The organism is Luteibacter sp. ME-Dv--P-043b (assembly GCF_030209605.1).
Classification (GTDB): domain Bacteria; phylum Pseudomonadota; class Gammaproteobacteria; order Xanthomonadales; family Rhodanobacteraceae; genus Luteibacter.
In genome coordinates this window covers 40,251-55,176 of the sequence record NZ_JARVRT010000007.1, presented here as the reverse complement: position 1 = coordinate 55,176, position 14,926 = coordinate 40,251, and the positions used below count along the sequence as shown (strand labels likewise).

The window sequence follows — 14,926 nt, the reverse complement described above, 5'->3', positions numbered from 1 at the left end:
CCTGAGCCTGACCGGCGGGCGGCGTACCCGGGTTACCCCTGGGCGCGGTCCAGCATCTTCTTCGCGGCGGCGCGGGTTTCCTTGGTGATTTCCACCCCGCCCAGCATGCGCGAGAGCTCGTCGCGGCGGCCGCCGGCATCCAGGGCGTGGATGCGTGTGCGGGTGGAATCGCCGTCGCTTTCCTTCGCCACGCGCAGGTGGGCATGGCCCTGCGCGGCCACCTGGGGCAGGTGGGTCACGCACAGCACCTGGACGTTCTCGCCCAGGGCGCGCAGCTTCTGCCCGACCACCTCGGCCACCGCGCCACCGATGCCGGTGTCCACTTCATCGAAGATCATGCAGCCGATGTTGTCGTTGCCCAGCGTGGCGACCTCGATGGCCAGGCTGATGCGCGCCAGCTCGCCGCCGGAGGCCACCTTGCGTAGCGGGCGGGGCGGCTGGCCGGGGTTGGCGCTGACCAGCAGTTCGCAGCGTTCGCGGCCCTGCGGATCGGGCTCGTCGCCCTCGGCCGGCTCCAGTGACACCACCAGGCGGCCGCCGCCCATGCCCAGTTCACCCATCAGCGTGGCGACCGTGCCGCCCAGCCGACCGGCGGCTTCGCTGCGGGCGTCGGACAAGGCCCTGGCGGCGCTGTCCCAGGCGGTGCGCAGGCGGTCTCGCTCGTGGGCCAGGCGGTCCAGCGCGTCGCCGGCGCCTTCCAGCTCGGCCAGGCGCTCGCGGACCTCTTCCGCCTTGGCCGTCAGTTCCTCGATCGGCAAGCGGTAGCGGCGGGCCAGGTCGTGCAGGTGGGTGAGGTGGGTATCCACCTCGGCCAGGCGTTCCGGGTCGAGCTCCACATCCTGGGCGTAACGGCCGAGGCCGTCGACGGCTTCGCCGACCTGGATCTGCGCGCTGTCGAGCAATTCGAGCGTGGGCACCAGCGAGGCGTCCAGTTCCGCCAGCCGGGAAACCTCGGCATGGGCGCGGAGCAGGGCGCGCCCGACCGCGAACTCGCTTTCGCCATCGAGGATCTCGACCACGCCGTTGGCGCCCTCGGCCAGCCGGCCGGCGTTGGCGAGGCGGCGGTGCTGGGCTTCCAGGTCGTCCAGCGCGGCCGGCGCCAGGGCCCAGCGGTCCAGTTCTTCCAGCTCGTGGGCCAGCAGTTCGATCTGGCGTTCGCGGTCGTCGCCGCCGGACAGGGTGCGGATGCGTGCCACGGCGTCGCGCCAGGCCTTGGCGGTGTCGCGCACGCTCGCCAGCCGGGCCTCGTTGCCCGCGTAGGCATCCAGCAGGGCCATCTGGTGCTGGCGCGAGAGCAGCGCCTGGTGCTCGTGCTGGCCGTGGATCTCCACGATCCGCGAGGCCAGCGCGGACATCTGCGCCAGGCTGGCCGGGCGGCCGTTGATCCAGCCGCGGGAGCTGCCCTCGGTGCGGATCACGCGACGCAGCTGGCAGGTCTCGCCGTCGTCCAGTTCCTCCTGGCGCAGCCACTCGGTGGCCTCGGGCAGGCCGGCCAGGTCGAACTCGGCGGCCAGTTCGGCGCGGTCGCTGCCGGCCCGGACCATGCCGCTGTCGGCGCGGGCGCCGGCCAGCAGCATCAGCGCGTCGACCAGCAGGGACTTGCCCGCGCCGGTTTCGCCGCTGACCACGGTGAGGCCGGGGCCGAAGGCGATCTCGGCTTCTTCGACGACGGCGAACTGGCGGACGTAGAGCGACGTGAGCATGGCGACCGGACGGCGGAGGGAATCGCACCGATTGTAGCGGCAGGCGCGTCGCAGAAGCCGAGACTTGCAAGCGGCGCGGCAAGACCTTATTGATAGCGCCACGTTCCATCCCCTTTCCCACACCAGCCAGGCGCATGAATCCGTTCTCCGGTCACGACATCGATGCTCGCGCGCGCCGGCTGCTGCGGACCCTCATCTCGCAATACCTGTCGGATGGGGAGCCGGTCGGCTCACGCACGCTGGCGCGTTCGTCCGGCCTGGAAGTCAGCCCCGCCACCATCCGCAACATCATGGCCGACCTGGAAGAGGCCGGTCTGGTGGCCTCGCCGCACACCTCGGCAGGGCGTATTCCGACGCCGCGTGGCCTCCGTCTGTTCGTCGACAGCCTGCTGGAGCTGAAACCGCTGCCGCGCGACGACATGGCCCGCCTGCAGGGCGGCCTGCCGCCCCACCAGACCACCACGCGCGACCTGCTGGGCAACGTGTCCAACCTGCTTTCCGCGATGACCCGGTTCGCCGGCGTGGTCACCGTGCCGCGGCAGGGCGACTTCCCGCTGCGCCACATCGATTTCGTCAGCCTGCCCGACGCGCGCGTCCTGGTGATCCTGGTCTTCTCGGACAACCAGGTGCAGAACCGGGTGGTCCAGCTGGCCAAGCCGCTGGATGCCGGCGAGCTGGAGCAGGCGGCCAACTACCTCAATGCGCAGTTCGCCGGCTTCCGCCTGGCCGACATACGCGCCCACCTCGCCACCGAACTGCGCGAGGCCGGGGGGGAACTGAACCGCCTGCTGTCCGGTGTGGTCGAACTGGCCACGGCCTCCTTTACCCCCGTGGACGACGCCGACGACGTGTTGGTCAGCGGCCAGACCAACCTCATGGGCTACTCGGAGCTGGCCGACATCGAACGGCTCCGCGACCTCTTCGACGCCTTCCAGCAAAAGCGCGACCTGCTCCAGCTGATGGAAATGTGCGTCCAGGCCCCCGGCGTGCGCCTTTTCATCGGCGAGGAATCGGGCTTCTCGGCCCTGGACGGTTGCAGCATCGTCACCGCCACCTACGGCACCCCCGGCCGCATGCTGGGCGCGATCGGCGTCATCGGACCGACCCGCATGGCCTACGAGCGGGTGATCCCCGTGGTACAGGCCACGGCCGCGCTGCTCAGTGACGCCTTGAATCGCGCCGCGGCGACCTCATAAACCGGCACGGGAGGCGGGTTTGGTAATTCCCGCGAATGTTCGGCCCCGCGTCACCGCGGGGCCGGTGAGCTGACATTTGGAGTAATCATGCAGAACAACGATCCCCACGCGCCCGATCCGGCGCAGGACGGCGGTGTCGCCGAGAACGGCGCACAGGCCGAGCTCGATGCGCTGAACGCCCAGCTTTCCGCGATGGAGGTCGAGCTGGCCCAGGCCCGCGAGACGGTCCTGCGCGAAAAGGCGGAGATCGAGAACCAGCGCCGGCGCATGCAGCGCGACCTCGACCAGGCGCGTCGCTTCGCCAACGAGAAGCTGCTGGGCGACCTGCTGCCGGTCTACGACGGCATCGCGCTCGGCCTGGCCAACCAGTCGGCCGATGCGAAGACACTGCGCGAGGGACTGGAAATGTCGCTCAAGCAGCTGGAAAAGGTGACCCAGGCCAACGGCCTGTCGGTGGTCGATCCGCTGCACCAGCCGTTCAACCCGGAGCACCACCAGGCGATCAGCTCGGTCGAGTCGAACGAGCACGCGCCCAACACGGTGGTGGCGGTGGTGCAGAAGGGGTTCGTGCTGAACGATCGCCTGCTGCGCCCGGCGCTGGTCGCCGTGGTTCGCGATAACTGATACCGAAGATATTGAATCGATGGGGGTTACCCCCATTTTCCACACCAGTCGCGGCCGCGGGGGCCGCTTAGATATAAACGGAGCAACTTCAATGGCCAAGATCATCGGCATCGACCTCGGTACGACCAACTCCTGCGTGGCAGTGATGGAAGGGTCGACCGCGCGTGTCATCGAGAACGCCGAGGGCGATCGCACCACGCCGTCCATCGTCGCCTTCACCAAGGACAACGAAGTCCTGGTGGGTGCGCCGGCCAAGCGTCAGAGCGTCACCAATCCCAAGAACACCTTCTACGCGGTAAAGCGCCTCATCGGCCGCAAGTTCACCGACGCGGAAGTGCAGAAGGACCTCAAGCTGGTCCCCTACGGCATCGTCGCGCACGACAACGGCGACGCCTGGGTGCAGACCGCCGACGGCAAGAAGATGGCCCCGCAGGAAGTGTCCGCGAAGGTCCTCATGAAGATGAAGAAGACCGCCGAGGACTTCCTGGGCGAGGCCGTCACCGAGGCCGTCATCACCGTGCCGGCCTACTTCAACGACAGCCAGCGCCAGGCCACCAAGGACGCGGGCAAGATCGCGGGCCTCGAGGTCAAGCGCATCATCAACGAGCCGACCGCGGCCGCGCTGGCCTATGGCCTGGACAAGACGTCCGCGAAGGATCGCAAGATCGCCGTGTACGACCTGGGCGGCGGCACGTTCGACGTCTCGATCATCGAGATCGCCAACGTCGACGGCGAGAAGCAGTTCGAAGTGCTCTCGACCAACGGCAACACGTTCCTGGGTGGCGAAGACTTCGACAACCGCGTCATCGACTACCTGGTGGAAGAGTTCAAGAAGGAGCAGGGCATCGACCTGCGTCAGGACCAGCTGGCCCTGCAGCGCCTGAAGGACGCCGCCGAGCGCGCCAAGATCGAACTGTCCTCGGCTCACCAGACCGACGTGAACCTGCCGTACGTCACCGCCGACGCTACCGGCCCGAAGCACCTGAACATCAAGCTGACCCGTGCCAAGCTGGAGTCGCTGGTGGAAGACCTGGTCAAGGGCACCATCGACCCGTGCCGCACCGCGCTGAACGACGCCGGCCTGAAGATCTCCGACATCGACGAAGTGATCCTCGTCGGCGGCCAGACCCGCATGCCCAAGGTCCAGGAAGCCGTGAAGGACTTCTTCGGCAAGGAAGCGCGCAAGGACGTCAACCCGGATGAGGCCGTCGCCGTCGGCGCCGCCATCCAGGGTGGCGTGCTGGGCGGTACCGTCAAGGACGTGCTGCTGCTCGACGTCACCCCGCTGTCGCTCGGTATCGAGACGATGGGCGGCGTGATGACCAAGCTGATCGAGAAGAACACCACGGTGCCGACCAAGGCCTCGCAGACCTTCTCCACCGCCGAGGACAACCAGAACGCCGTGACCGTGCACGTGCTGCAGGGCGAGCGCGAGCGAGCCAACGCCAACAAGTCGCTGGGCAAGTTCGATCTTTCCGGCATCCGCTCGGCGCCGCGCGGCACCCCGCAGATCGAAGTGACCTTCGACATCGACGCCAACGGCATCCTGCACGTGTCCGCCAAGGACAAGGACACCGGCAAGGAACAGAAGATCGAGATCAAGGCCGGTTCGGGCCTGTCCGACGAGGAAGTGGCACGCATGGTCGCCGACGCGGAAGCCAACCGCGAAGAGGACCGCAAGTTCCACGACCTGGTGCAGGTGCGCAACAAGGGCGACCAGCTCGTCCACGCCACGCGCAGCCAGCTGAAGGAGCACGGCGGCAAGATCCCGGCCGAGCAGCTGGCCAGCATCGACGGTGCGGTCTCCGAGCTGGAGAAGGCGCTGTCGGGTGAGGACAAGGACGCCATCGAGTCGAAGATCGCCAACCTCGAGCAGGTCGCGCAGGCCCTGGCCGCCGCGGCGCAGTCGTCGGGTGGCACGCAGGACACCGCGCAGCAGTCGGCACCGGGCGGCGGTTCGGCCCAGCCGGACGACGTGGTGGACGCCGAGTTCACCGAGGTCAAGGACGAGAAGAAGTAATTCGTCCCGACAAGGCAACGGCGTGCCGCGGGTTCCATACCCGCGGCACGCTATCGGTTAACCGGCACGATCGCGTCGAAGGGCAACCTCTCGGCGCGTTCGTCCGTCCAGGGAAAGCAAGCGTGCCATGAGCAGCAAGCGCGACTACTACGAAATCCTCGGTGTCGAACGCACCGTCACTGACGGCGAACTCAAGACGACCTTTCGTCGCGTCGCGATGAAGTACCACCCCGACCGCAATCCGGACGACCCGGCGGCGATCGACAAATTCAAGGAAGCCAAGGAAGCCTACGACGTGCTGTCGGATGCGCAGAAGCGCGCCGCGTACGATCAGTACGGCCATGCCGCCTTCGAGGGCGGTGGCTTCGGTCGTGGCGGCGGAGGCGGTGGCGGCTTCGGTGACGTCGGCGATATCTTCGGTGACATCTTCGGCGACATCTTCGGTGGTGGCGGTGGCCGCCAGCGCGCGCGCCGCGGTGCCGACCTGCGCTACATGATGGACCTGGATCTCGAAGAGGCCGTGTTCGGCGTCGAGAAGAAGATCGAGATCCCGACCCAGGTCAATTGCCACCACTGCAACGGCAGCGGCTCGGAAGACGGCAAGGTGTCCAAGTGCGGTACCTGTGCCGGCCACGGCCGCGTGCGCATGCAGAACGGCATCTTCTCCATCCAGCAGGCCTGCCCGACCTGCCACGGTACCGGACAGAAGATCGACAAGCCCTGCAAGAAGTGCCACGGCGAAGGGCGGCTGGAGGAACAGCGCGCGCTGTCCGTGCAGATTCCGGCGGGCGTCGACAACGGCGACCGCATCCGCCTGACCGGCCAGGGCGAAGCCGGTCCCGCCGGTTCGCCGGCCGGCGACCTGTATGTGGAAGTGCGGGTGCGCGAGCACGCCATCTTCCAGCGCGACGGCAGCGACCTTTACTGCGAGGTGCCGATCCGCTTCGCGCAGGCCGCGCTGGGCACGGAACTGATGGTGCCGACGCTGGAGGGCGAGATCCCAGTCAGCGTGCCGCCCGAGACCCAGACCGGGCACCAGTTCCGCATGCGCGGCCGTGGCGTGAAGTCGGTTCGCGGCGGGCGCACAGGCGACCTGGTCTGCACCGTCGTGGTGGAGACCCCGGTACGCCTGACCAAGGAACAGCGCGAACTGCTCACGCAGCTCGAGGCCACGTTCGTGGGCGAGGAAGCCGCCAAGCACACGCCGCGTTCCACCACCTTCATCGACGGCGTCAAGGACTTCTGGTCGAAGGTCACCTCGTAAGCCGGACGGCCATCCACTAGCATGGCCGTCCGTTCATCGTCGAGGTTCCACCCCATGACCCGTCCCGTCCGTCTCGCCATCAGCGGCGCCTCCGGCCGTATGGGCTCCGCCTTGCTCGGCCTGGTGCGCGAGGATGCGCGTTTCGACGCGGTGCGGGCGGTGGTGTCGTCGGCCTCGCCGCGCCTGGGCAAGGCCGCCTACGGTGACGTCTCCGCCCTGCGTTTCAGCGACTGGACCGACGCCGCCGACATCGACGTGGTGGTCGATTTCAGCGGCCCGGAAGGCCTGGCCGCTGCGCTGGACTACTGCGAGGCGAGCGGCGCCTCGCTGGTCACCGGCAGCACCGGCCTCGGGCCGGCCCTCAGTGAGCGCCTCATCCATGCCACCGAGCGCATCGCCGTGCTGCATGCGGCCAACTTCAGCCTGGGCGTGGCGGTGCTGACGCGCCTGCTGCGCGAAGCCGCGGCCGCCTTGCCCGGCTGGGACCTGGACATCGTCGAGGCGCACCACAACCGCAAGGAAGACGCACCGTCCGGTACGGCACTGGCGCTCGGCCACGCCGCGGCCGCCGGTCGCGGCGCCACGCTGGATGAATTGGCCGTCTATACGCGCGAGGGGCGTCCGGGTGCGCGTCAGGCCGGCACGATCGGGTTCGCGGTGGTGCGTGGCGGTGACATCGTGGGCGAGCACCAGGCGTTGCTGATGGGGCAAGGCGAGCGGATCGAGCTCGCGCATCGGGCGACGGATCGGTCGATCTTCGCACGCGGGGCGCTGGAAGCGGCGGCGTGGATGGCGGGGCGTGCGCCGGGTGGGTGGACGATCGAGGATGTGATCGGGACGCGGGTTTGATGGGGGAGGGGTGAGGCGATCTGGTTTTTTCGCCCACATCGTGGGCTCCTACGGCGGTGGGGTTGGGGGTGGCTGCGGGGCGTGGTAGGATTCGGCCCGAAGTCATTGGGGAGTAGCCATCTCCGTACCCAGGAGAGTTCGCGTCAACACACTTGGTGGCCTCGGCCCCATGGCGCGAACGGCAGCAGCGTAGGAGAGTACGCTGCCCGCCCGGCGAGACCTTTGGCCAGCGACATGCTTACCCGGGCCGGGCGAGCGGTGTCGTTGAGCCATCGGTATGTTCTCGCTCGCTCGGCCTTAGACTATCCATGCTGCTGACATGCTTCCTGTTCCTGGTTTCCGCCGGGGCCATCTATTTCGCGTGCGAATACTTCGTCAACGGTGTCGAGTGGTTTGGGCGCAAGCTCAACCTCGGCGCTACCGCCACCGGCACCGTGCTTGCCGCCTTCGGCACGGCGCTTCCCGAAAGCGCGGTCACCTTCGTCGCCGTGATGTTCGGCAAGACACCCGAAGCGAAGGATATCGGCGTGGGCGCGGCGCTCGGCGGCCCCCTGGTCCTGGCCACCATCGCCTATGCCGTCGTCGGCTTCGCGCTGTATGCGGGTCGCAAGCGGCTGAACCGGCCGGACCTGCGGGTACGCGTCGACAACCAGCGCCTGGCGCGCGACCAGTCCTGGTTCCTTGCCATCTTCATCGTCAAGGTGGGGCTGGGCCTCGTGGCCTTCGCCTGGAAGCCGTGGCTGGGCGTGCTGTTCCTGCTGGCCTACGTGGCCTACGTGTGGCGCGAGATGCGCGACGACACCACGGCACCGGAAGAGGAGGCGCTGGAACCGCTGACCTTCCGCCCGCGCGACGCCAATCCGTCGATGGGCTGGGTGGCATTGCAGACGGGCCTGGCCCTGGTCGTCATCGCCATCGCCTCGCGCACCTTCGTCTGGCAGCTGGAGGCCTTCGGCGACTTCTTCCAGCTATCGCCGCACATCGTCGCGCTGGTGCTCAGTCCGGTAGCGACCGAACTGCCCGAGACCGTCAACGCGCTGATCTGGGTGCGCCAGGGCAAGGAGCGGCTGGCCCTGGCCAACATCTCCGGCGCCATGATGATCCAGGCGACCATTCCCAGTTCGCTGGCGCTGTTCGCCACCCCGTGGCTGTTCGATACGCCGCTGATCGTGGCCGGAGCGATCACCATGGTCGCGGTGGTGGCGCTGTGGGCGATGTTCCGGCGTGGCTCCGTGGAGGCGCGCTGGCTGATGCCGATCGGCGCGCTCTACGGCGTGTTCGCCGTCTTCGTCGGCTGGTGGTTCGGGGTGCGCTAGTCCGGGTGCGAGGCGTTGCGATCCCGGTCCGCGCCCATCTTGCGGTCCAGCTTGCCGAAGATCTTCTTGAACACCCGCGAGAACTTGCCACGCTTGGTCTTGCGGGCCTTCTCTTCCTCCGAGGTGAGCCAGGCCACCTGGATCACCCGGCGCTCGCCCTCGTAGGGCAGGTGGCCGTGGAAGGAATTCTCCGCCCGGCGGAACACCGCGAACTCGCCGTAGAGCGGCTTCAGCTCGGGCGCCACCATGTCGTCGATGTCGTTGATCGAGCGCAGGAAGCGCAGGCAGCCGTCGCTGGTGTCCGGCCATAGCGGGTTGAGGTAGATCAGCGCGGTGGCGACCTTCGACTTGCTGTCGGTGTGGATGGTGCCGTGCCGGCGGTTGAGCAGGCGGCACAGGGTAACCAGGGTGGGGTAGTTCTCCAGCCCGGGAATGCCCAGGTGGCGGCCGATGGCGGCCGAGAACGCGCGCGAGGTCATCTGTTCGACCAGTTCGTTCACCGACGGGCCGCAATCGCTGGCGTCGTACGGGAAAAACCCCGCGCTGGTGTACTGCGGAAAATCGCGCTCCAGTTCCGCCCGGCACTCGTCCGGCAGCTGGCCGTGCGCGATCATGAACGAAAAGGGCTCGTGCCGGATGTCGGTGTCCGGACGTTCCAGGCGGGCGGGATCGAGCAGCATGCGACGGTTCTCGGGTGGTCTGGCTCGCCGCCATTGTATCGCGTCGGACCGGCGTCCCAGCGATATTCCGCCGCACCGCCGTTCATGCATCCCGGGTGGACAAAAGCGGCCTTCACACCTATCATTCTTACCCGCCCAGCGATCCCTTATCCCCAAGGCCCACGAGCCGCTCAATGCAGGCTTGCGGGCTTTGCTGCACCCGAAGGCGGCCATCCCATGCGTACACCTGCTCTGCTTGCTCTCGAAGACGGCAGCATTTTTCACGGCCATGCGGTCGGTGCCCGCGGTGAGACGATTGGTGAGGTGGTGTTCAACACCGCCATGACCGGTTATCAGGAAATCCTGACCGACCCCTCGTACTCCCGCCAGATCGTCACGCTGACCTATCCGCACATCGGCAACACCGGCACCAACGACGTCGACGTCGAGGCCGACCGCGTCCACGCCGCCGGCCTTATCGTGCGCGACGTGCCGCGCCTGGCCAGCAACTGGCGCAGCGTCGAGCCCCTGCCGCAGTATCTTGCGCGTCATGGCATCGTCGCCATCGCCGGCATCGACACGCGTCGCCTCACCCGCATCCTTCGCGAGAAGGGCGCGCTGGGCGGCTGCATCGTCGCCGGCGACGCGATCGACGCCGACGCGGCGGTGGCCAAGGCACGCGGTTTCGAAGGCCTGAACGGCATGGACCTGGCCAAGGTGGTCAGCACGAAGCAGACCTACCAGTGGTCCGAGGGCATCTACGACCTCGACAAGCAGGCCTTCCAGAACGTGCCCAAGACGTTCAAGGTCGTGGCCTACGACTTCGGCGTGAAGCAGAACATCCTGCGCCTGCTCGCCGGTCGCGGTGTCGACATCACGGTGGTGCCGGCGCAGACGCCCGCGTCGGACGTGCTGGCGATGAATCCGGACGGTGTGTTCCTGGCCAACGGCCCGGGCGATCCGGCCGCCTGCGACTACGCGATCGAAGCGACCCGGCAGATCCTCGACACGAAGATCCCGCTGTTCGGCATCTGCCTCGGCCACCAGATCCTGGCCCTGGCGGTGGGCGCGAAGACGCTGAAGATGAAGTTCGGCCACCACGGCGCCAACCACCCGGTGAAGGACCACGACACCGGCCGCGTGCTGATCAGCTCGCAGAACCACGGCTTCGCGGTCGACCCCGCCACGCTGCCGGCCAACGTGCGGATCACGCACACCTCGCTGTTCGACGGGTCGCTGCAGGGCTTCGCCCTGACCGACCGGCCGGCCTTCTGTTTCCAGGGCCATCCGGAAGCCAGTCCGGGCCCCGAAGACGTCGGCTACCTGTTCGACACGTTCATCGCCTCGATGGAAGAGCACCGGGCCAAGCGCGCGTAACCACGCGCCGCGCTGTCCCCGACCCCCTCATCCATCCGCTTCGTTTGCGAGAGATACCATGCCCAAGCGCACAGACATCAAGACCATCCTCGTCATCGGCGCCGGCCCGATCGTCATCGGCCAGGCCTGCGAGTTCGACTACTCCGGTGCCCAGGCCTGCAAGGCGCTGAAGGAAGAGGGCTACCGCGTCGTCCTGGTCAACTCCAACCCCGCCACGATCATGACCGACCCCGATACGGCCCACGCGGTCTACATCGAGCCGATCAACTGGCAGACGGTGGAGCGCATCATCGCCAAGGAGCGTCCCGACGCCATCCTGCCGACGATGGGTGGCCAGACCGGCCTCAACTGCGCGCTCGACCTCGCCGACCACGGCGTGCTCGAGAAGTACAACGTCGAGCTGATCGGCGCGTCGCGCGAAGCCATCCGCATGGCGGAAGACCGCAACCTGTTCCGCATCGCCATGGCCGAGATCGGCCTGGAATGCCCGAAGGCCGAAGTGGCCCGCTCGATGGAGCAGGCGCTGGAGATCCAGCAGACCGTGGGCTTCCCGACCATCATCCGGCCCAGCTTCACGCTGGGCGGTTCGGGCGGCGGCATCGCGTACAACAAGGAAGAGTTCGTCGAGATCGTCGGTCGCGGCCTCGAGCTCTCGCCCGTGCACGAGGTGCTGGTCGAGGAGTCGGTGCTGGGCTGGAAGGAATTCGAGATGGAAGTGGTCCGCGACAAGGCGGACAACTGCATCATCGTGTGCTCGATCGAGAACTTCGACCCGATGGGCGTGCACACCGGCGACTCGATCACCGTCGCGCCGGCGCAGACCCTCACGGACAAGGAATACCAGCGCCTGCGCAACGCCTCCATCGCGGTGCTGCGCAAGATCGGCGTGGACACCGGCGGTTCCAACGTGCAGTTCGGCATCAATGCCGAGGACGGCCGCGTGGTCGTCATCGAGATGAACCCGCGCGTGTCGCGTTCCTCGGCGCTGGCCTCCAAGGCCACCGGCTTCCCGATCGCCAAGGTGGCCGCCAAGCTGGCCGTCGGCTACACGCTGGACGAACTGAAGAACGACATCACCGGTGGCCTCACCCCGGCCTCGTTCGAGCCGTCCATCGACTACGTGGTCACCAAGATCCCGCGCTTCGCCTTCGAGAAGTTCCCGGCCGCGGATGCGCGCCTGACCACCCAGATGAAGTCGGTGGGCGAGGTGATGGCGATGGGCCGCACCTTTACCGAATCGATGCAGAAAGCCCTGCGCGGCCTGGAGATCGGCAAGACCGGCCTCAACCCGACCGGCCTGGACATCGGCAGCGAAGAGGGCTTCCTGACGCTCAAGCGCGAGCTGCGCGAGCCGCGCCCGGACCGCGTGTTCCACGTCGCCGATGCCTTCCGCGCCGGCCTGTCGCTGGAAGAAGTGCACGCGCTGACCCGCATCGACCCGTGGTTCCTCGCCGCGTTCGAGGACATCGTGATGACCGAGGGCGAGGTGCAGCGCCAGGGCCTGACCGCGCTGGACGAGCCGCGCATGCGCGAGCTCAAGCGCATGGGCTTCTCCGATGCGCGCCTGGCCGAGCTGGTCGACACCAACGAGGCCGCCGTGCGCCACGTGCGTCGCACGCTGGGCGTGCGCCCCGTGTACAAGCGCGTGGACTCCTGCGCCGCCGAGTTCGCCACCACCACCGCGTACATGTACTCCACGTACGAGGAAGAATGCGAGGCCAACCCAACCGACCGCGAGAAGATCATCGTGCTCGGTGGTGGCCCCAACCGCATCGGCCAGGGCATCGAGTTCGACTACTGCTGCGTGCACGCCGCGCTGGCGCTGCGCGATGACGGGTTCGAGACCATCATGGTCAACTGCAACCCGGAAACCGTCTCCACCGATTACGACACCTCCGACCGCCTGTACTTCGAGCCGCTGACGCTGGAAGACGTGCTGGAGATCGTCGACCTCGAAAAACCCAAGGGCGTGATCGTGCAGTACGGCGGGCAGACCCCGCTGAAGCTGGCGCGTGCGCTCGAAGCCGCCGGCGTGCCGGTGATCGGCACCAACGCGGAGTCGATCGACCTGGCCGAGGATCGCGAGCGCTTCCAGAAGCTGATCGAGAAGCTCAAGCTCAAGCAGCCGCCGAATCGCACCGCGCGCAACGCCGACGAGGCGCTGGCGCTGGCGCGCGAGATCGGTTACCCGCTGGTGGTCCGCCCGAGCTACGTGCTTGGCGGCCGCGCCATGGAAATCGTCTATGCCGATGCGGATCTCTCGCGCTACATCCGTGAGGCCGTGCAGGTGTCCAACGAATCGCCGGTGCTGCTGGACCGCTTCCTCGACCACGCCGTGGAAGTGGACGTGGACATCGTGGCCGACGCCGAGGGCAACGTGCTGATCGGCGGCATCATGGAGCACATCGAGGAAGCGGGCGTGCACTCGGGCGATTCCTCGTGCTCGCTGCCGCCGTATTCGCTGTCGCAGGAAGTGCAGGACGAGATGCGCCGGCAGGTCACCGAACTGGCGCGCGAGCTCAAGGTCATCGGCCTGATGAACACGCAGTTCGCGATCCAGGGCGACGAGGTGTTCATCCTCGAGGTGAATCCGCGCGCTTCGCGTACGGTGCCCTTCGTCTGCAAGGCCACCGGCATGTCGCTGGCCAAGATCGCCGCGCGGGCCATGGCCGGCCGCTCGCTGGTCGACCAGGGTGCCACGAAGGAGATCATCCCCTCGTACTACTCGGTCAAGGAGGCGATCTTCCCGTTCCTGAAGTTCCAGAACGTTGACCCGATCCTCGGGCCGGAAATGCGCTCCACCGGTGAAGTGATGGGCGTGGGCCGCACGTTCGGCGCCGCCTTCGCGCGTGGTCACGAGGCTGCGGGCATCCATGCGCCGCCCAAGGGCAAGGTGTTCATGTCGGTGCGCGATGCCGACAAGGACCGCCTGCTGCCGATCGCGCAGGATGTCACGGCGCGCGGCTATGTCGTGGTCGCCACCTCCGGTACGGCGTCGTTCCTCGAAAGCCACGGCGTGAAGTGCGAGCGCATCAACAAGGTGCTCGAAGGTCGCCCGCATATCGTCGACCTGATCAAGAACGGCGAAGTGGTCTATATCGTCAACACGACGGAGGGCAAGCAGGCTATTTCTGATTCGTTCTCCATCCGTCGCGAGGCGCTGCAGCAGCGCGTGACGTACTCCACTACCGTGGCCGGCGCGCGTGCCCTCGTGCATTCGCTGGATTTCCACGCCAATGGTGAAGTGAACAGCCTGCAGGACCTGCACAAGGAGCTGAACGCATGAGCGCCACCCGTCCTCCCATGACCGCCGTCGGTGCCGACCGTCTTCGTGACGAGCTGGACTACCTCAAGCGCGTGAAGCGCCCCGAGATCGTCGCGGCCGTGGCGGAAGCCCGTGCGCACGGCGACCTGAAGGAAAACGCCGAGTACCACGCGGCGCGTGAGATGCACGGCTTCAACGAAGGTCGCATCAACGAGCTGGAAGCGGCGCTGTCGAACTCGGAAGTGATCGACACCGAGCGCCTGACCGTCGGCAAGCGCATCGTGTTCGGCGCCATCGTCGAGCTGATCGACCTGGACAACGATGCGGAAGTGACTTACCAGATCGTTGGCGATATCGAAGCCGACATCAAGAAGGGACTCATCGCCGTGTCGTCGCCGATCGCGCGCGCCCTCATCGGCAAGAACGAGGGCGACGAGTTCGATTTCGTCGCACCCAACGGCACCAAGACCTACGAGATCAAGGGCGTCCGCTACCGGTAGGAGCCCACGATGTGGGCGATAGGGTGTGTGGGCGCACGTCCATCGCGCCTATCGCGTTGCCTGTATCGCGCACATCGTGCGCTCCTACACGGGGTGTGAGGTGATCTTGATCGCGCACATCGTGCGCTCCTACCGGGGTGTGAGGCGACGTTG

At 67.3% G+C, this 14,926-nt stretch carries 11 protein-coding genes and 1 riboswitch; of the genes, 9 read left to right on the top strand and 2 right to left on the bottom strand.

Features of this window, described 5'->3' with window-relative positions; translation table 11 throughout:
- Positions 1-32: 32 nt before the first annotated feature.
- The gene (recN, locus tag QRN34_RS04245; protein WP_285402289.1) at positions 33-1,703 is read right to left on the bottom strand and encodes a DNA repair protein RecN; all 1,671 of its coding nucleotides are present in this window, start codon (positions 1,701-1,703) and stop codon (positions 33-35) included.
- 134 nt (positions 1,704-1,837) lie between these two features.
- Here recN and hrcA point away from each other — a divergent pair, with 134 nt between their 5' ends.
- The 6 genes from hrcA to QRN34_RS04215 all read left to right on the top strand — a co-directional run bounded on the left by hrcA (position 1,838) and on the right by QRN34_RS04215 (position 8,972).
- The gene (gene hrcA, locus QRN34_RS04240) at positions 1,838-2,899 is read left to right on the top strand and encodes a heat-inducible transcriptional repressor HrcA (protein WP_285402288.1); all 1,062 of its coding nucleotides are present in this window, start codon (positions 1,838-1,840) and stop codon (positions 2,897-2,899) included.
- Positions 2,900-2,986: 87 nt separating this feature from the next.
- Positions 2,987-3,523 carry a nucleotide exchange factor GrpE gene (grpE, locus tag QRN34_RS04235; RefSeq protein ID WP_036142085.1) on the top strand — a complete coding sequence of 179 codons (537 nt, stop codon included), beginning with the start codon at positions 2,987-2,989 and terminating at the stop codon, positions 3,521-3,523.
- A 91-nt stretch (positions 3,524-3,614) separates the two neighbouring features.
- Positions 3,615-5,543 carry a molecular chaperone DnaK gene (gene dnaK / locus QRN34_RS04230; protein WP_036142082.1) on the top strand — a complete coding sequence of 643 codons (1,929 nt, stop codon included), beginning with the start codon at positions 3,615-3,617 and terminating at the stop codon, positions 5,541-5,543.
- Between the two features lie 127 nt (positions 5,544-5,670).
- Entirely contained in the window at positions 5,671-6,807 is a 1,137-nt protein-coding gene (gene dnaJ / locus QRN34_RS04225; protein ID WP_285402287.1) for a molecular chaperone DnaJ, read from the top strand.
- Positions 6,808-6,861: 54 nt separating this feature from the next.
- Positions 6,862-7,656, top strand: a complete 795-nt coding sequence (gene dapB / locus QRN34_RS04220; RefSeq protein WP_285402286.1) for a 4-hydroxy-tetrahydrodipicolinate reductase — start codon at positions 6,862-6,864, stop codon at positions 7,654-7,656.
- A 95-nt stretch (positions 7,657-7,751) separates the two neighbouring features.
- A riboswitch (yybP-ykoY riboswitch) is annotated at positions 7,752-7,944 on the top strand.
- Between the two features lie 20 nt (positions 7,945-7,964).
- The gene (locus QRN34_RS04215) at positions 7,965-8,972 is read left to right on the top strand and encodes a sodium:calcium antiporter (RefSeq protein ID WP_285402285.1); all 1,008 of its coding nucleotides are present in this window, start codon (positions 7,965-7,967) and stop codon (positions 8,970-8,972) included.
- Here QRN34_RS04215 and QRN34_RS04210 read toward each other — a convergent pair.
- A complete protein-coding gene (locus QRN34_RS04210) occupies positions 8,969-9,652 on the bottom strand; it encodes a 2OG-Fe(II) oxygenase (RefSeq protein WP_285402284.1) in 684 nt (227 codons plus the stop codon). The two genes, QRN34_RS04215 and QRN34_RS04210, sit on opposite strands and share 4 nt — an antisense overlap.
- A gap of 216 nt (positions 9,653-9,868) precedes the next feature.
- Between QRN34_RS04210 and carA the strand changes: the two genes are divergently transcribed.
- The 3 genes from carA to greA are packed head-to-tail and all read left to right on the top strand — an operon-like array spanning position 9,869 to position 14,773.
- Entirely contained in the window at positions 9,869-11,008 is a 1,140-nt protein-coding gene (carA, locus tag QRN34_RS04205) for a glutamine-hydrolyzing carbamoyl-phosphate synthase small subunit (RefSeq protein WP_285402283.1), read from the top strand.
- A gap of 58 nt (positions 11,009-11,066) precedes the next feature.
- Positions 11,067-14,294: a carbamoyl-phosphate synthase large subunit gene (gene carB / locus QRN34_RS04200; protein ID WP_285402282.1), complete on the top strand. Its 3,228-nt coding sequence runs from the start codon at positions 11,067-11,069 to the stop codon at positions 14,292-14,294.
- Positions 14,291-14,773: a transcription elongation factor GreA gene (greA, locus tag QRN34_RS04195; protein WP_285402281.1), complete on the top strand. Its 483-nt coding sequence runs from the start codon at positions 14,291-14,293 to the stop codon at positions 14,771-14,773. The genes carB and greA overlap by 4 nt, the downstream gene beginning before the upstream one ends.
- Positions 14,774-14,926 lie beyond the last annotated feature (153 nt).